This window comes from Frankia sp. QA3, assembly GCF_000262465.1.
Classification (GTDB): domain Bacteria; phylum Actinomycetota; class Actinomycetes; order Frankiales; family Frankiaceae; genus Frankia.
On sequence record NZ_CM001489.1, the window covers coordinates 2,558,805 to 2,576,145 of the forward strand.

General features: G+C 70.2%; 13 protein-coding genes and 1 pseudogene. 6 read left to right on the plus strand and 8 right to left on the minus strand.

What is annotated here, in order from left to right:
- Nucleotides 1–129: 129 nt before the first annotated feature.
- From FRAQA3DRAFT_RS10430 to FRAQA3DRAFT_RS10445, 4 genes are all read right to left on the minus strand, one after another.
- Nucleotides 130–2,820 (minus strand): hypothetical protein, encoded by a 2,691-nt coding sequence (locus tag FRAQA3DRAFT_RS10430; RefSeq protein WP_009739020.1) that lies wholly within the window; start codon nucleotides 2,818–2,820, stop codon nucleotides 130–132.
- Between the two features lie 22 nt (nucleotides 2,821–2,842).
- Nucleotides 2,843–3,259 (minus strand): hypothetical protein, encoded by a 417-nt coding sequence (locus FRAQA3DRAFT_RS10435; protein ID WP_009739021.1) that lies wholly within the window; start codon nucleotides 3,257–3,259, stop codon nucleotides 2,843–2,845.
- A gap of 368 nt (nucleotides 3,260–3,627) precedes the next feature.
- Entirely contained in the window at nucleotides 3,628–4,602 is a 975-nt protein-coding gene (locus FRAQA3DRAFT_RS10440; RefSeq protein ID WP_009739022.1) for a DUF2637 domain-containing protein, read from the minus strand.
- Nucleotides 4,603–4,989: 387 nt separating this feature from the next.
- Complete coding sequence (locus FRAQA3DRAFT_RS10445) at nucleotides 4,990–5,859, minus strand: LuxR family transcriptional regulator (RefSeq protein ID WP_009739023.1); 870 nt, start codon at nucleotides 5,857–5,859, stop codon at nucleotides 4,990–4,992.
- Nucleotides 5,860–6,110: 251 nt separating this feature from the next.
- Between FRAQA3DRAFT_RS10445 and FRAQA3DRAFT_RS10450 the strand changes: the two genes are divergently transcribed.
- The 3 genes from FRAQA3DRAFT_RS10450 (at nucleotide 6,111) to FRAQA3DRAFT_RS32915 (ending at nucleotide 8,294) form a co-directional block, all read left to right on the plus strand.
- A complete protein-coding gene (locus FRAQA3DRAFT_RS10450; RefSeq protein ID WP_009739024.1) occupies nucleotides 6,111–6,566 on the plus strand; it encodes a hypothetical protein in 456 nt (151 codons plus the stop codon).
- 104 nt (nucleotides 6,567–6,670) lie between these two features.
- The gene (locus FRAQA3DRAFT_RS10455) at nucleotides 6,671–7,525 is read left to right on the plus strand and encodes a glycosyltransferase family 2 protein (protein WP_009739025.1); all 855 of its coding nucleotides are present in this window, start codon (nucleotides 6,671–6,673) and stop codon (nucleotides 7,523–7,525) included.
- Nucleotides 7,526–7,814: 289 nt separating this feature from the next.
- Nucleotides 7,815–8,294, plus strand: coding sequence for a DUF4760 domain-containing protein (locus FRAQA3DRAFT_RS32915; protein ID WP_009739026.1), 480 nt, complete (start codon nucleotides 7,815–7,817; stop codon nucleotides 8,292–8,294).
- Nucleotides 8,295–8,632: 338 nt separating this feature from the next.
- On the opposite strand, the pseudogene FRAQA3DRAFT_RS37060 reads toward FRAQA3DRAFT_RS32915, so the two are convergent.
- The 3 genes and pseudogenes from FRAQA3DRAFT_RS37060 to FRAQA3DRAFT_RS10470 all read right to left on the minus strand — a co-directional run.
- Nucleotides 8,633–8,804: pseudogene (locus FRAQA3DRAFT_RS37060) on the minus strand (Uma2 family endonuclease); the annotation flags it as partial.
- A gap of 394 nt (nucleotides 8,805–9,198) precedes the next feature.
- Complete coding sequence (locus FRAQA3DRAFT_RS10465; protein WP_009739028.1) at nucleotides 9,199–10,650, minus strand: MDR family MFS transporter; 1,452 nt, start codon at nucleotides 10,648–10,650, stop codon at nucleotides 9,199–9,201.
- A complete protein-coding gene (locus FRAQA3DRAFT_RS10470) occupies nucleotides 10,647–11,600 on the minus strand; it encodes a zinc-binding dehydrogenase (protein ID WP_009739029.1) in 954 nt (317 codons plus the stop codon). Before FRAQA3DRAFT_RS10470 ends, FRAQA3DRAFT_RS10465 begins: the two co-directional genes overlap by 4 nt.
- A 105-nt stretch (nucleotides 11,601–11,705) precedes the next feature.
- On the opposite strand from FRAQA3DRAFT_RS10470, the gene FRAQA3DRAFT_RS10475 reads away from it, so the two are divergent.
- On the plus strand, nucleotides 11,706–12,377 hold the full coding sequence (locus FRAQA3DRAFT_RS10475) for a TetR/AcrR family transcriptional regulator (protein ID WP_009739030.1): 672 nt from the start codon (nucleotides 11,706–11,708) through the stop codon (nucleotides 12,375–12,377).
- Between the two features lie 813 nt (nucleotides 12,378–13,190).
- Nucleotides 13,191–15,146: a M13 family metallopeptidase gene (locus FRAQA3DRAFT_RS10485; protein ID WP_009739032.1), complete on the plus strand. Its 1,956-nt coding sequence runs from the start codon at nucleotides 13,191–13,193 to the stop codon at nucleotides 15,144–15,146.
- A gap of 110 nt (nucleotides 15,147–15,256) precedes the next feature.
- Here FRAQA3DRAFT_RS10485 and FRAQA3DRAFT_RS38655 read toward each other — a convergent pair whose 3' ends face one another.
- A complete protein-coding gene (locus tag FRAQA3DRAFT_RS38655) occupies nucleotides 15,257–15,574 on the minus strand; it encodes a CATRA system-associated protein (RefSeq protein ID WP_083873568.1) in 318 nt (105 codons plus the stop codon).
- 65 nt (nucleotides 15,575–15,639) lie between these two features.
- Between FRAQA3DRAFT_RS38655 and FRAQA3DRAFT_RS38660 the strand changes: the two genes are divergently transcribed.
- Nucleotides 15,640–17,271 (plus strand): hypothetical protein, encoded by a 1,632-nt coding sequence (locus FRAQA3DRAFT_RS38660; protein ID WP_369809409.1) that lies wholly within the window; start codon nucleotides 15,640–15,642, stop codon nucleotides 17,269–17,271.
- Nucleotides 17,272–17,341 lie beyond the last annotated feature (70 nt).

The following is a 17,341-nucleotide window of genomic DNA, read 5'->3' on the forward strand; positions in this document are numbered from 1 at the left end:
CGCAGCGCAGATGCGCGAGCACCAGCAGGGCCTGGCGGTCCGCGGGCGGACGTCGCCAGCGGGCGCCGCGCTCACGGCGGCAGGCGCGCGACAGATCGCTCGCGTCCCTCTCGTCAGGCCCTGGTCCCTTCAGATCGTGTCCCGCAGTCCTTCGACCCGGCGCAGTCCTACGGCGTAGTCAGCCTGCTCGCATAGTCGCGCTGCCCGGGTGAGCAGCCGCCGGGCCTGGGCGGTCTCCCGGCGTCGCAGACGGGCCTCGACAAGATCACATAGTGTGTCCGCGCTCTCCACGGGCAGGCCGGCCGCGGTGTGCCGGGCGAGGGCAGTCCGGAGGATCTGCTCGGCTTCCTGTGGATGGCCGCTCGCGGTCCGTGCCGCAGCGAGCCAGCGCAGCACGAGGGATCCGTCCAGCGTCGCGCCCAGGGCGTCGAGTTTCTCGCCCGCAGTCTGGAACACCGTCCCTGCCTCCGCGGGCTCGCCGGAGGCCAGGGCGACGCGTCCCCGCACCGCCTCGGCGCGCGCCGCACCGAGCGGGCAGCCCGCCTGCGTGTAGATCAGGAATGCCTCGTCCAACTCGGCGGCAGCGTCTGCCAGCCTCCCTTCCTCTACTGCGATGCAGGCCCGCAGCCGCAGTGTGTCGGCCACGCCGAGCGGCAGGTCCTTACGCCGGAAGTCGTCGAGAACCGGTCCGGACAGCTCATGCGCCGACCGCCGTTCCTGGTAGCGGAGGTGCAGCTCGGCACGGGCGCGGCTGGTGGCGGCCCGCCCCAGGACATCCGTCTGCGGATACATCGCCAAGGCGGTCCCGAAGCGACGTTCCGCGGCGCGGCGCTCGCCACGCAGCGACGCCAGCTCACCGTGCGTGCGTTCCCCGAGAGCGCGGGCATAGATGTTACCGCTCGCCTCGAAGATATCCCGAGCCTGGCCGAGCCGACGGCCCGCCTCCGCGAGATCACCCGCGATCAGCTCGACGGCGCCGAGGCCATGCACGGCGTACCCCAGCCCGAGACCCTCGTCGACCAGGGTGAGGCAGCGGTCGAAGGCGGCTTTCGCCGCGGCGAGGTCACCGCGCGCCGTCGCCAGTTCACCGAGCCGGCGATACCACGGAATCTCCTCGGCGGGATCGCCGGAACGTTCGAGTGACTCTCGCGCCTCGTTAAGGAGGTCCTCCGCGTCACGGAGGCTTCCGTGGCGCATCGTGCGGGTCGCGGTTTCGAGCAGGGAACGGCCGAGAGCCCGATGGTCGGCCCGAAGTCTGGCCATCGACTGGGCGCTGCTGGCGAACCGATGGGCATCGTCGATTCTGCCCTGGATGCGGGCCAGGTCGGCGCCGTACTGGTAACCGGCCTGTAGCAGGGCCGGGCGGTGACGACGCAGCCCGCCGCGCTGTTCCGGGGCCAGTACGGCATCCACCAACAGCAGGGCCTCCTGGATGTCACCGCCCCGGTAGGCCGCGTCCAGGCGTGCGAGCCATTCGTCGCTGCGCTGGAAGTCGTTGCAGGCGAACCGGTGGTACAGCTCCGCGTCGAAGGATCCCGTACGGGCGAAGTACTCCGCGGCCGCACGGTGCAGCGCGTCCCATGCGGGCTGGCCGCGCAGGTGGTTGAGCACACTGCCGCGAATCATGGAATGCACGTACCACGCCGGCTCGCCCGTCGCGTCGCCAGAGGGCGACCGCTGCACGAACGACAGCGAGCGCAGCGCGTCCCTCGTGCGCTGGAGTTCGGCATCGGACATGCTGCGTCCGACCCGGCCGGCCGTTGGCGCACCAGATTCCTCCGCAAGCACCTCCAGCAACGTCCTCAGCAGCTCATCGTGCACGATCCGGCGAGGGACCGCCGCCGCGTAGATGGCCTGTCGGAGCCGGACCGGGATGTGCTCGCTCAACAGGCCCGTCCATATCCCCTCAGGCGTGCGTTCTTCGAGGTCCTCGATGCGCAGCGGCCGGCCGGAACCCTGCACAAGGTCCGCCAGCGCGGCCGCCCAGCCCGGGATTCCCTGCGAGGTCGCCGCCACCTGACGAATGTCCACCGGCCCGAGACGGCGGGACGAGAGGAACGCGGCGGTGTCCCCGGAGCGCCACGGCTCCACCGCGGCATGCAGGGCCCGAACCTCCCTGGGGAGCGCGACGTCCCCCTGCCCGGCGAAGACGACCTTCACGTCGGCGAGGAGGAGACAGCGGAGGAGGTCCGTGGACAGCCAGTGACCGCTCAGCCGGAACCCGCCCCAGTCCCCGGCGTCGGGTTCCCGGGTCTCCCGCGGCACCGGGCCGTCGAACCGGGACATGCGTTCCGCGACGTCAAAGAAGACGCAGGTCTCCGGCAGGCGGAGCTCTGCAAGGTCGGCGGAGAACGCCTGGGTCATGCGCTCGCGCCGTAGCCGCCGTACGTGGAACAGGAACTCGTTGCTTCCCACGACGATGCTCAGTGGGCTTCGCTCGATGCGGCCGCCGAACAGCGCGATGACGCGGCTGCGTACGCTGATCCGCGGTAGTCGCTCCGCCTTCGGGCGCACCGACCTCTGATGCCGGTATCGGGACAGCGGCCTCCCGGCCTGACGCTCGATCTGGTCAGCCAGAACCTCCAGCAGGCGCAGCGCCGGGTCGTCGTCGCTCCTGTTGTAGGTCGGATCGGTCAGGTCGACCATCAGCCGGCGCTGCACCAGATCGGACAGGTGCACCAGCAGCGCGCTCTTGCCGATGAGCGGACCGCCGAAGAACACCAGCACCTGCAGGTCGTCCGCCGGGTCCAGCAGCCGCCGGAAATACCCGATCTCGACTGTCCGATCGGTGAACGCCCCGGCCGGGCCAGACACGCTCATCACGCGGACGACCGGATGACGGTCATTCGATGGTGGTCGGCGAGTCCTCCACCGTGCCACCCCGACCCGCAAGCACCTGGGAGCGGATGCGGCCACGCCCGAGGATCCTCATCCCGGAGCGCGTGACACGTCCCCGTCCGCCGGCCCGCACCGTCGCGGTCACGTCCTGCGCTCGTGAACCCACCGTGATGGGCGAGCCCTGGACCGCCCCTCCCCCGGTCCCCCGCACCGACGTCGACACCCTGCGGGACCGGCGGTCCCGCGCGCCACCGCCGGCCCGCCAAGCCTCCAGCAGCGCCCAGATGACGGCGGTCCCCACCAGGCACACGAACGCCGCCCAGTGGAACCCACCGGAGACGAAACCCGCGATCACCCCGACCAGCACACCGACCAGCGTCGACACACCCGCGATCACACTCTGCCGACCGATTCTCGCCATGACGGCCTCCTTCCCTTTCTCGGCGGACGAGACGAGCATCGTGAATCATCTGATCCGGGCAATGGCCAAGCACACACCCATATTCTTCCTTCCAGGGTCAGGCCAACCGGCATTCCGGCGCCCCAGCAGGCGAATGGGGGCGAAGTGGTGTCCCCGATGTGCACACGCAACAGGTCGTCCGGAGGTGCGCAGCCTCAGCACAGTCGGGTCTGTTGCGTTGTCCGGAGCTGCGGCGCGCCTGACCTCGCCGGTGTCGTGATCGGACGGCGGTGGCAAGCTCGACGAACGCCCTCGCCAGCCGTAGCCGAGGTTCGACGCTCGGCGAGCAGCTCCTCGACGTCCCTGACTGTGACGGCCTTCGGGGTCGGCTACTGGCTGTGGTTGGGGACGAGGGTCCGCTCGGAAGCCATGCCGCGGCGCCGTCCGCGGACGGCGGGCCGGTGCGCGGGCCGGGCGGACGGGCCGGTGTTGACGTCGGCGTACGGGGTGTTCCTACGGACCTGGTAGACCCAGCTCTTGCTGACCGTGATGCCCTGGGCGGCGAGCACCGCGACCGTCTCGGTGACCGACCCGCCGGTCTGGTCCAGGGTGCGCACGATCGCCTCACGTTTCGCGGCCGGGTCCGCCGCGCCGTCCAGCCCGGCGGGCGGCGCGGCATCCGGCCGGTCGGTACCCGCCTGATCGGTGTCCCCCCCATCGGTGTCCCCCCGATCGGTGTCCCCCCGATCGGTGTCGTCGTCCGCCCGGGACGAAGGTCCACGGCTGTCGGTCCGGCTCGGGTAGTCAGCCGCGTCTGGCGCCGGGGCGGGCGGGGGCGCCGCCGTGGTGGTCATAGCGGCGGTGGCGGTAGCGGCGGGCGTCGGGCCGCGTTGCAGCGGGATCGGTAGGACGGTGGTGACCGGATCGTCGGCGGTCCGGCGTGCGGCCGGGTGGATCTGACGCATGAGCAGCTCATAGGAACCGAGCAGGGCCAGCGGCGGCCAACCGGCGATGATCCGGGCGGTGAACGTGGGTTCGGCGTGCAGCACGTTCGCGACCAGCGACGCGCAGGCCCCCAGCGCCAGCAGGACGTAGGGCAGCCAGGCCCGGTTCCGCCCGGCGCGGCGGTCCGCCAGCATCGCCATCGACGCGGCCACGATCAGCCCGTCCACGCTGAACGGCAGCACCGCCGCGGTCATCGGGTCCTCCCCGTGCGCAATCGCGACCCCGCGCATGTGCCGATAGGACACGAAGGCCGCCACCACCGCCACCGTCGCCACCGCGACCACCGTGGTGACCCGGATCGCCCGCTCCGCCTGGACACCGGAGGATCGACCCTCGCTCACCGGCTGATCACCGTCCACACCGATCTCCTCGCCTGCTCCGGAAAAGCCACGTCCGGACACATCCTGCTCCGAAGCCGGCCGCACGGTCCGGACACCCCAACCGGTGCGGAATGTTCGTATTCGCCCTGGTGCCGACCGTGAAAGACCGGTCCACCCACGCATTTCCCAGGTCACAGCGCGCGACCGCCAGCCCTGACCGTCCGGACCTGGCCTGTTACACCCAGTCGGCTCCTCGACCGGACCGGCCGGGCGGAAAGGTGCGGCCCGGGGGACTCGAACCATTACTCCACCACCGGCCGCCCTGTCCGGTGAGCTCATGAACGCAGGTAGGGAATTCCTCGTTAATCTCTACCGCGATCGGCTCCGGTGCATCGCGGCCGGCAGGGCGACGGAGCCGGCCGCGAATCATGATCTTCTCTGCGCCGCAATTCTGGTGACGCCGGCCGTCGCAGGGGCGTGGTGTTCGGCCGCTGATTCCGGGACCGGCTGTGCCCCTCGCATCATGGCGACCACGGCGGCCCGGCTCTGCAGGCCCAGCTTGCGATAGATCTGCTCAAGGTGTTTGTTCACGGTGCGCGGGCTGATTCCCAGGGCGCGGGCGATCTCGCGGTCACCGATCCCGTCGACGAGGCGAGCCACCACCTCACGTTCCCGGGGGGTCAGCCCCGACAGGCGGCCGGCAGCCCGCTCCGACGCCGAGGCGTGGCGCTGGGCATCCCGCAGCGCGCAGGTCAGCCGGGTGAGCCGCTCCCGGTGCACGATCGCCTGGCAGACCAGAGGCGAGACGAGATCGAGCAGCTCCCGGGCCCGCCCGGAGAACCCTCGTCGTGACCGGTTGAAGACGAGCAGCGTGCCCTGGTGGCGGCCGACCGTCACGATGTTCAGCAGCTGGTCATGGGTCTGGCGTGGCCGGTAGAAGTCGGCGTAGATCGGCAGGCTGCGCAGGGTGCGGAGGTCCACGAGGTCCGTCAGAGCCACGGAGCTGCCGGTGGGCAGCCGTCGTTCCCGGTGGGCGACGAACGCCGGATGCTGCCCGAGCACCGCGGCGAAGGCGGCCGACTCGCTGAGGTCGGTGCTCGCCGGCTCGACGACGGTCGCCAGCAGCCGCCGGCTGGCGTGGTCAACCCGGCAGTAGGACGCCGAGTCGCAGCCGACCATGGCCGCCAGCCGCGCCAGCACCGGAGTCGGCATCTCGCCGCCCACAGTGTCTGCGTGTAGGACGCCCACCAGCTCCAGAATATCTCGCAAGTCCTTCTTGGTGGCTTCCGCCGGCATATCCACACCTCCTCCTGCGCCCGCGAGCGCACGCGGTTCCTTGCGCGAGGATTCCATACACGGCTAGCCTGGGGACGCGGTTGTCCGCCAGAAGACACAATGATTCCTGGTCGCCGTGGGACTCGGGCCCCGGCTACGCAGAAGTGCGTATTCCTCGGTGGCCCACCGAACTGGTTCGGTGAGGTCGACACATTCAGGCGGCCACGCTTCGACGAGTGCGGCGTGGCCCATTTCGAAAGAGGTCGACCGAGATGTCTCGTTCCATCGTCACCCGCTCCCGTCTGTTCGTCGCCGCGACCGCGCTGGCCGTGACCGGAGCCCTCGGGGGGACGGCGCTCGCCGCCGACTCCCAGGCGGACAACACCGGGGAGTCGTCGCCGCGCACGTCGAACGCGCCGGCGGCCAGCGCGCTGCCCGTCGACGCCCCCCGCTTCGCCGTGATCGACCAGTTCGGCCAGGTGGTCCGCGGCAGCCTGGGCGTCACCGCCGGTCTCACCAGCGCGCAGAACGTCGAGGTGCTGTTCGACCGGGACATCCGAGGTTGCGCCTACACGGCGACCATCGGCGGCAAGGCGAACGACGTGCCGCCGCCCGGGTTCATCACCGCGTCGCAGCGCGCCGGGAAGGCCAACGGCGTCTTCGTGGCGATGCGCAACAGCGACCTCACCAAGGCGGTTCTGCCGTTCCACCTGACCGTCACCTGCTGACGGTCGTCGCCGGCACGGCGGCGGCCGGTCCCCTGGCGGCCGTCGCCGTGCCCAGCTCGCGGGTGAACCTCGCTTCTCGGTGGCGCTGGTGTAGCACTGGATTCGTGCAGCCTCTCTCGGTCGTCATCGTTCACCGTGATCAGCCGAAGCGACTCGTCGACACGATCGACGCGTTCCGCGCGCAGGACGTTCCTGTCGCGATCACGATCGTCGACAACGGATCAGCGGTCGTGCCGCCGGTCGAGGCCGCCGACGTCGCGGTCGTGCTGGCCGGCGCCAACCTGGGGTTCGGACCGGCGGCCAACGTCGGCTACCGGGCGTTCCTCGCCGATGAGGACGCGGGCGAGTGGGTGGTGCTCGCGCCGCACGACGCGCTGCCCGAGGTCACATGCCTGAGCCACATGCTGAGCGTGCTGGCGGAGCAGCCACGCGCGGGGTTGGCGTGCGCCGACGTCGGCGACGCGGCGACGCCGGTCATCGACCCCTACTTCGGCGGGATCCTCGTGCCGGCGAGCGTCGACGAAGGCTGGGAGCCGGCCGGCCACCCACACGGCACGCTGATGTTCGCTCGGCGCGCGTGCCTCGACGAGGTCGGGATCTTCGACGAGCGCTACTTCGCGTACTGCGAGGAGGCGGACCTTGCGCTGCGGGCGAGGTCCGCCGGTTGGGAATCCGGACTCGTGCGGGGCGCGATGGTCACCAACCCGCACATCAGCTCGACCTCCGCAGCGATCGACTACCTGCAACTTCGCAACACCCTGCTGCTCGTGCGGGAGCACTCCGGCCGCTACCACGCGTTCATCCGTCTCTGCATCGCGCTGTGGCACCTCGCCTCAGGCGCAGTCGTACCGGCCCGGCGCGGCCCCTACTGGAACCTCGAAGGGCGCCTGCGCGCGCTGTTCGACTTCCTCCGCGGACGCTTCGGCCCTCCCCCTGCGCACCTGCTCGCCAAGCGCTGACGTCGCAGCCAGGCAGGAACGATCATCCACGTGGTGCTGACGCCCGTTCTGCCATCACCCGTAGGCATCGGGCGTAGACCCGATACCCGCTGATCGCCGAGACCGGCGGCCTGCCGGTGGCGTGCTGGTTCGGGTCCTCGCAGCACTCGCCGGCGCGGACACCGACACGGTCATCCCGCCGCTCGAACAAGCCCTCGACCAACGCTGAGACAACGCGAGCGACCCGACCGAGCTGGTTCCACGCGACCCGCCGAGGCGCCCCTTCCCACCGTCATGCCATGATCAGATCATGATTGCGCTCAGCATTACGGCACTCATACTGTCCTTCCTTGCCGTTGTCGTCTCAGTACGGCAGGCGCGGTATGCTCGCCAGGCAAACCATCTACCGCTGGCCGTCGACATCATTCAGTGGTATCGGACGCCAGATTTTCAGGATTCCTATGCGTGCGTGCGAGACGAACTCGGTTCGCACAGCCCGTCCCAAGGACTGGCAGGGCTTCCCGAGCCGGTGCGCAAGAAGTCACTTGACGTAGCGTACTTCTTCAACTCGATCGCCTGCCTGGTCAAGTACGGAGTGGTGGACGAGAAATTCGTGATGGCAATCCAGCATTTCGCCATACTAAACAGCTGGGAGGCGCTCCGGCCGTACATCATGGCGGAACGGGACAGAGAAAGACCGATCGGTTATTTTAGATTCTTCGAGCACCTCGCCAAACGTTCCGAAGGACTGCCGAGAGAAAAGATCTGGAAAGGACTGGAACACTACTGAAGGTTTCCTGCGGGCCTAGTTGACATCAACTTTGGCCATCTCATCGTCCCGATCGCGAACGCCGAGCCATCATCCACTCCGAGGCCGGACAGCAGCGGGACCGGCACCTCGCCGCACGTGCTTGCGCCGGTGGTCGTCCCGACCAGCTCCCGCATCAGCGGACTCGCGGGAAGAATATCAATGTCCTTCCAGGCTGAGGCAGATCGACCTCGACCTGCGGGCTGAGTCTCGGTCATGCCGGTTGCCTTCCAACGGCCACTGATCCCACCGCACCCCCAGGCGCCGACAGCCGCTCTGGGAAGCGATCGCTCGCCCAGTAGGCGTCGGCTATAGTGCACGATGTCGAGGGCGTGGGCACGGTAGACGACGACGTCCGGACACCGACTGGTCAGCGGCACATCCTTAAGCCGGACGTCGACGTCGAAGTCCGCGTTCCAGGCCGGCCCGACAGCAGCCTCCAAACGCGACCGCGAGGATCTTGACCAACTGGTTGTGACGCTTGGACGCGCTACTCGGCCTCATGGCCGCGAACGTATTCGTGGCCCTCAGTAACGGCTCCCGATTTGTCGGCACCTCGGTCACATGGCACGACTACTTCGCCGTCGGCAACGAGGTCCCGTTGGGCGCGTCGTTCTGGTGATCCGGTGACCTTCGGGTAGCGGGTCGAGAGCTGCCCGAAACTGCTCGCCGGATTCGCGGGGGCGGGCGTCACGACCTCGCGGCGTCCGCCCCCGGTCTCATACTGGTTGGCGGGAATATCCCGATCCGCACTCCCCGCTGTGGGTGGCCGAGTAGGCGGCGCCGTGTCGTCACGTGGTTACGGCAGCCGGTGGGCTTGTGTCGCAGCCCTGGACGCGCTGGCCGGGGTGGAACTGGTCGACCCGGGCCAGACCTTCGGTGTAGGTCATGGATGGATGCTTTTCGTCGACGGCTGCTCGTCCACCGCCCGCGGCTGGCGCTCGAGGCACCCTGGTCTCGCTGGCGCGCGTCCGGGCAGCAGCGCACTCGCGGCAAGGGCGGCAGCGGTGAACACGAGCATCCAAGTAAGTGCCGAGGCGAAGCCACTCGCCTGGAGAATGACGGCGGTCAGCGCCGTGCCGCAGGCGGCACCGACACGCTGGACGACGGTGCTGGCGCTGGTGGCCCCGGGGACCGCTGTCGGTCGCAACGTTGTGTAGAGGGCAACGCTGACGGGCAGGCTGGCGACGCCGAGTCCGAGGCCGCGCACGAACAGGGCCAAGCCGAGCATCCGCAGATCACTGTGATCGGTTGCGAAGACGAAAGGCACGGTGGCGGCGGTGGCGACGGTCAGACCGGCGGCCGCGACGGGACGCGGAGCCACCCGATCGGTATAGCGCCCGACCACCAGGAACGCCAGCCCCAGCCCGATGCTCTGGGGTGCGAGCGCGAAACCCGCATCCAGCGCGGACAACCCCCGAAGCTGCTGAAAGTAGAGCGGGAACAGGAGCATGGGGCCCCAGGTCGTGACTCCGAGGACGAACATCATCATCGTGGCGCCCCGCAACGACCGGTCCCTGAAAAGTCCCGGATCGATCAGGCTGGCCGCGCCGCGGCGCCTCGATCGCACGACGAACGCCGTCAGGAGGGCCGCGCCGACGACGAGGGCGGCCACCGAACCGGCCGGCCGGCCGGACAGAGCGGCCTCGAGGCTGGACAACGCGTAGATCAACGCGACCACCGCGGCCGGGAGCAGGAGTAGACCGACGACGTCGAGCGGCTGGCCGGAGCGATGCTCGTCGCGTGGGAACCAGCGCCAGGTCATGGTCAGCGAGATCAGCACGATCGGGATGTTGACCAGGAATACCCATCGCCACCCCCAGGTGTCGATGAGTAGGCCGCCCAGCACCGGCCCGGACACGGGGGCGAGCTGCCCGGCGAGGCCCACGACGCCCATCACACGCCCAAAACGCTCCGGCCCGGCCTCCCGCGCCACTATGAGCTGAGTCAGGGGAAGGATCATGCCGCCGCCCAGCCCCTGCAGCACCCGGAAGGCAATCAGGGCGGTCGCCGACCAGGCCAGCCCGGACAGCACCGAACCGGCCAGGAACAGTCCGAGGGCCGACACCCACATCCTTCGAGCCCCGAACCGACCCACGGACCAGCCCACCACGGGAATGACCGCGGTCATCGCCAGCACGTACGACGTGGTGACCCATTGGATCGCCGTCACCGTCGCATCAAGATCGTGACGGAGCTGGTCGAGCGCCACGGCGACGATCGTGGTGTCGAGCAGTGCCGCGATCGCACCGACGAGCAGCGTCGTGGCCAGCGGCACGATACTCGCGGCTTCCGCACCGGTGCGGGTGCCGATCACCGGCCCGGCCGGCCCGGTCATGGGATCAGGAGGGTCTTGCCGATGGTCGTGCGTCCCTCGATGGCGCGGTGAGCCTGCGCCGCCTCGGCTAACGGATAGGTCTGACCGATCACCGGGTGGAGGTGGCCGGCAGCCGCGAGGCTCAGTGCCTCCTGCGCGAAGCCGCGGATCTCCACCGGGCTCGGCACGCCGGCGTCGGGGACGACGCGCACCTGCTGCGGCCCGGGATCGGTCCAGCTCCCGGCCGCCATGCCGTAGAGGCTCACCCGTCCACCCGGGCGCAAGGTCGTCACGGCCCGCGCACCGAGCTCGCCGCCGACACCATCGAAGATCAGGTCGACACCCGAGCCGGTCGCCGCGAGGACCTCCCGCTCCCATCCCTGCATTCCGTAATCGACATAGCCGACCGCACCGAGTCTGGTCACCAGTGCACCCTTGGCCTCGCCGCCGGCGGCGCCGATTACCTTCGCCCCCGTTCTCACCGCCAGCTGGACGAGCAGGCTGCCGAGCCCACCGCCGGCGGCGAGGACGAGCACCCGCTCCCCCGGCGTCACCGCCGCGCGCCGGTGCAGCATCACGGCGGTGCGACCGTCCGCGAGCAGGGCCGCGGCGTCGCGCATCGACAGCCCGGCCGGGAGGGGGATGATGTCGGCCACGTTGGCGACGGCGAGCTCGGCGTAGCCACCGGTTCCGCCCGTCGTGGTCACGACCGGAGTTTCGACGAGATCTCCCGCAACGTCGGGGCCGACGGCCGTAACCAGACCGGCGACCCCGTTGCCGGGGATCCGCGGCAACGGCGGGCGCTGCCGGGCTGCCGGGCCTCGCCCGCCCCGCACCTGCGTCTCGACAAACGTGATGCCGGCGTACTCGACCGTCACCAGCACCTGCCCCGGCCCCGGCGAGGGGTCCGCCACCTCGCGGTACTGGAGCACCTGCGGGCCACCGAACCGCTCCATGACGACAGCGTGCACGCCTTGAGCACCTCCCCTCTCCTGCCACCTCAATCGGAGCAATGCACTCCGATTGCCCGCACACTATAACGGAGCGATTTGCTCCGCAACGATAGGATTGCGCCCGTGACCGGGAGCAGACGCCGCGCGCCTCGCCAGGCCGAGGCCGAACGCAATGACCGGGCTCTGCTGCAGGCGGCCCGGGACGTGCTGGCTCTCGAGGGCTCCCATGCCTCCGTCGCCGCGATCGCCGCCCGCGCCGGAGTCGGGATCGGCAGCCTCTACCGCCGCTACCGCAGCAAGGAGGAGCTCTTCCAGCGGCTGTCCCTGCTCTCCCTGGAACACTGGAACGAGGCCGCTGAACGCGGCCTCGCCGCGGCCGACCCCTGGGACGGACTGGTCGGCTTCATCACGTCATGCGTCGAGTTCGGACAGGGCACGCTGGCACCGATCGCCGGGACGATCGAGATCACGGAGGAGATGGCGGCCAGGAGCGCACAAGGCGACGCCCTGCTGGCCACGCTCGTCGCCCGCGCCCGCGCAGCCGGCGTGCTGCGCCCCGACGTGACGGCCGTCGACGTCTCCCTGCTCATCGAACAGCTCGGGGGGTCGCCGGTCCTCGACCAGCTCCGCCGACAGGGCCGTGACGACCTCATCGACGCAGCCACCCGGGCCCGCAACCGACTCATTGCCATCTGCCTGGACGGTCTGCGCACAGGCGGCGCCGTCCGCCCGCTGCCCGGCCCCGCGCCCACCGACGAGCTCTTCGACGAACGCTGGGTCCGCGGCCCGAGCTGAGAAGGGTACGGTCGACGGATCGGAGGGCGGGAACACCTCCCACCATGTCACGCCGGTGGCGGCCGCCGTCTTCTCGAGCAGAGCTCGACGGGCCCGCGGGCTACGGGCTGCCGTAGCCACGGTGACCGACGCCGTACCGTGGATCGTCGTGAACACCCACTTCCACGGTGATCAGTCGATCGAGGCCCGCGGCTGACCTCAGGGAAGCGGGCGGTGCCCTGCCAGGCCAGGGGCGGACGCTCAGCGCGGAAACACAACGGCTCCGCGAGGAGCTCTGTTGCACTCCGTGGGGTCGAGGTGTCCCGTTCTTCACCTCCGGCACGCCGAGGATCGAGCCGACCGTGAAAGGGTCGATCGAGCTGGAGTAGATCGTGAACCCGTCCAGATCGTCGGTGGTCAGCCCGGCGTCCGTCAGCGCTGCCAGGATGGGCTTGCAGGCCAGCCGGGTGAGCCGCTCCCGGTGCACGATCGCCTGGCAGACCAGAGGCGAGACGAGATCGAGCAGCTCCCGGGCCCGCCCGGAGAACCCTCGTCGTGACCGGTTGAAGACGAGCAGCGTGCCCGCTCTGCATCGCGCTGTGGCACCTCGCCTCGGGCGCAGTCGTACCGGCCCGGCGCGGCCCCTACTGGAACCTCGAAGGGCGCCTGCGGGCGCTGTTCGACTTCCTCCGCGGACGCTTCGGCCCTCCCCCCTCCGCACCTGCTCACCAAGCGCTGAGGGTCTCGCGAGAGCCGGTTGGAACGTACTGTCGGTCGAGGGGTTCTCGGCGGGGTCCTTCCCTGAACGCCCAATCGATTGGAGACTTCCGTTCTGTGAGCATCCTCGACGACGCCCGCGAGGGCATGGACCTCGACGTACGACCGCAGGACGACCTGTTCGGCCACGTGAACGGCCGGTGGCTCGCCGAGACGGAGATCCCGTCCGACCGCTCAAGCTGGGGCCCGTTCGTGCAGCTGGCCGATGCCGCCGAGCAGCAGGTCCGCGACATCATCACCGACCTCGCCGCGCAGGACCCGGCCACCCAGGGCGAGGACGCCCGGAAGATCGCCGACCTCTACAACTCCTTCCTGGACACCGAGGCGATCCAGGCGCTCGGCCTGGGCCCGGTGCGGTCGCTGCTGGACGGCGCGCGTGGCCTGCGCGACGTCCGCGACCTCGCCGCGTTCCTCGGCGAGCTGGAGCGGACCGGCGGCCCCGGGTTGTTCGGCTCCTACGTCGACACCGACGACCGCAACTCCGACCGCTACCTGTTCCACCTGGGCCAGGGGGGCCTCGGCCTGCCGGACGAGTCGTACTACCGCGACGACAGGTTCGCCCCGACGCGCGAGAAGTACGTCGCCTACCTGACCCGCATGCTCGGGCTGGGAGAGCACCCCGACCCCGAGGGCGCCGCGCAGCGGATCCTCGCCCTGGAGACCCTGCTCGCGAAGGGCCACTGGGAGCGGGCCGAGACCCGCGACGTCCAGAAGACCTACAACCTGACCACGGCCGAGGAGCTGACGGCGCTGTGCCCGGCCTTCGCCTGGGACGCCTACGTCACCGGTCTCGGTGGGCAGCTGACCGGCCCGCACGCGACGCTGGCGGAGGCGTGCGTGCGCCAGCCGTCGTACTTCGCCCACCTCTCGACCGTGCTGACCGACACGCCGATCGAGGTGTGGCGCGACTGGGTGCTCAGCCGCGTGCTGCGAACGGCGGCGTCGTACCTGCCCGACGCGTTCGTCGAGACTCATTTCGACTTCTACGGCCGCACGCTCAGCGGCACGCCCGAGCTGCGGGCCCGCTGGAAGCGCGCGGTGGCGTTCGTCCAGGGCGCGATCGGTGAGGCCGTCGGCAAGGAGTACGTCGCCCGCCATTTCCCGCCGCGCGCCAAGGCGCAGATGGACGACCTCGTCGCGAACCTGCTCGCGGCCTACCGCGAGTCGATCTCCCGGCTGGACTGGATGACGGAGGAGACCAAGCTCCGGGCGTACGACAAGCTCGAGACGTTCCGGCCGAAGATTGGCTACCCCGACCAGTTCCGGGACTACTCGGGGCTGCGGGTCCGCCGCGGCGACCTGATGGGCAACGCCCTGGCCGCCGCCGCGTTCGAGACCGACCGGCAGCTGGCCAAGATCGGTGCACCGGTCGACCGCGACGAGTGGTTCATGCTCCCGCAGACCGTCAACGCCTACTACAACCCCGGCACCAACGAGATCTGCTTCCCGGCCGGCATCCTGCAGAGGCCGTTCTTCAGCCCTGACGCCCACCCGGCCGAGAACTACGGGGGCATCGGCGCGGTCATCGGCCACGAGGTCGGCCACGGCTTCGACGACCAGGGAGCGCAGTACGACGGCGCCGGCAACCTCAACGACTGGTGGACCCCCGCCGACAAGGCTGCCTTCGAGGTGAAGTCGAAAACGCTGGTGGAGCAGTACAACGCGTTCGAGTCGCGCAACCTGCCGGGCGAAAAGGTGAACGGCGCACTCACCGTCGGCGAGAACATCGGTGATCTCGGCGGCCTGACCATCGCGCACCGGGCCTACGTCATCTCCCAGGACGGTGAGGCGTCGCGCGACGACCGGCGGCGGCTGTTCATGAACTGGGCCTACGTGTGGCGCACCAAGCGGCGGCTCGAGCTCGAGCGGCAGTACCTCACCACCGACCCCCACAGCCCGCCGGAGCTGCGCGCCAACATCGTGCGCAACCTCGACGAGTTCCACGAGGTCTTCGACACCGCGCCCGGCGACGGGCTGTGGCTGGACCCGGCCGACCGGGTCCGCATCTGGTAGGGGGTGCCGCCTTCCGACGGGCCGGAGCGCGAGCCCCGGTCAACGCCCTGTCAGACGGCGCGGACGAGTTCGGTGAATGCAAGGGATGCCGCTACGGCGTCGATGGGCAGCTACTTCTTTTCCTTGCCGAGCCGATGCTGCGTCTCAACGATGCGCTCCCGTACCGGCTTGGGCGGCGGCTCGCCGGAGTCCTGGCCTGCCGGGTTGGCCCGCTCCGGGCTGACCGCCTCGAGTTCTGTCGTCGCGGCTGCCAGGGCGGCACTGTCCGTACCGCCGGCCGCTGCCCACAGCTCCTCCACGGCCTCGGCGATGTCGCGCCACAGCACGGGATGCGCCCGCCACCCAAGGGCCTCCGCGAGAATCTGCAGTGCGTGCCGCCGCGTTCCGTCGCTGAAACCACCAGTCGCCGTTTCGTCCCCACCAGGCATTGGCCGACATTATCGTCGGGTACCGTCACCGTTTCTCGCGGTGACCTTCGGGTTCGGGGGGTCGGGTGCCGGGCATCGAGGCGGACGCGTCGCTGGTGGCTCCCGAGTTGGCGGTGCACCTGTACGTGCCAACCGGCGGGCCGCACGCGTCGGAGCTGCTCGAAGTCGGACAACAGGATGAGCGCCAGGTTGGACAGCCAGCCCGCGCGCTCGACCTCGTCGAGCGAAAACGACGCGGTTGCTTCGCGTGCGGTCCGCACGGCGTCGGCCAGCAGGTCCGGATCCCGGGTTTCCCGGTAGCGGGCATGCAACACACTGGCCAGCACGTCCAGGCACGGACCCCGATGGGCATGGCCGAGCGGGACCAGCGCCACGGCCTCGCCGCCATATTCGACCGCCCGGCGCAGCAGTTCGGCGTCTCCCAACCGTTCGTAACGAAGGAGCAGCACCGTCGCAAGGTTGAACAGGGCCGGCACGCGGGTTGGCGAGCGGTCGGGCAACAGGTTCAGCGCCGTCTGCCCGGCCTGTTCGGCCTCGGCGGCATACGTCTCCTCGCCCAGCCAGCGGTAGGCGGTGACGAGCGCTGCGGTGAGGTTGACAAGTCGTGCAGCCCGGGCGCTTTCCCGCCCACCGGTTGCCCCCAATGCCTGCCGACCGCGGCGCACGGCCTCCGCGAGGAGGTCCAGATCGCCGGCATGCTCACCGAGCTGTCGGGCGAGCATGCCGATCTCGGCGGCAGCGTCCGCCCATCCCGCGGAACCCGGCGAATGGTCCCGCAGCGCCGCCCGGGCAAGTTCCAGCGCCACCGTGGCGTCGGCGGAACGACCGGGCCGGCGCGACAACATCCGCAGCGCCTCGATCAGGAGGCCGCGGGCCAAGTCCACCGCGGGGTCGACAGCAGCGGCCGCTGCCGCACCAGACCCGGGGACCGCATCCGCTCCACCGAGCCCATCATGGGGGCCCTGCACCTCAGCCGGGCGCGAGAATTCAGACGGGGCGGCCGCGCCGGGCGGAACGGCCGCGACGCCGACCAGAACGCACGCGTGCCGGGCCGCGGCGAGCGCCTCGTCCAGCACCGGCTCGTCCGGGGCCCGCCGCTGCCACAGCAGCAGCGCCGCGGCGAGATTGCTCAGGCGTATCACCAGGCCCGGGTCGGCGGCGGCGGATGTCATCACCGCCCGGCGCAGTACGGCGACCGCCTCCCGTTCGGCGACGGGATCGTCGACGGCCTCGCAACGCCGCAACAACACCGTGCCCAAAGCCGTCAACCGCCTGGGATGGGCCGGGTGTTCGGGTGGGGTGACCGCCAAGGCCCGCCGGGCCGTCGTGACCGCCTCGGCCAGCGCCCGGGTATCGCCATCCCACTCGAACAACCGGGACAGCGCGAGGGCGAGGTTAGCCCACACCGCGCCGCGCAGGTCGGTGAGCTCGCCCTCCCGAGCCCGTGGGGTGCCCGCGATCAGCGGCTCAGTCCCGATCTCTGGCCCGTTGCCGACCGACGATTCCCCGGCACCAAGGCGGGACGGTCCAGGCGGCGCGGTGTCGAGCAGGGCCGCCGCCGCGCGGAACAGTTTGATCGCTGCGGCAAGGAGTCCGAGGTCGCACGTCCGCCCAGCCTCGGTGAGCAGCACGGCGGCCCTGTCGTTCAGCCGAGCGGCGTAGGCGAAATCCCCCGATTCAACCATGTCTACAGATGATTCCAAGCGATGGATGGCGCGTACCCACTGCGTCCCGCAGGATCTGCAACGCCACGGTGTGTGACCCGTT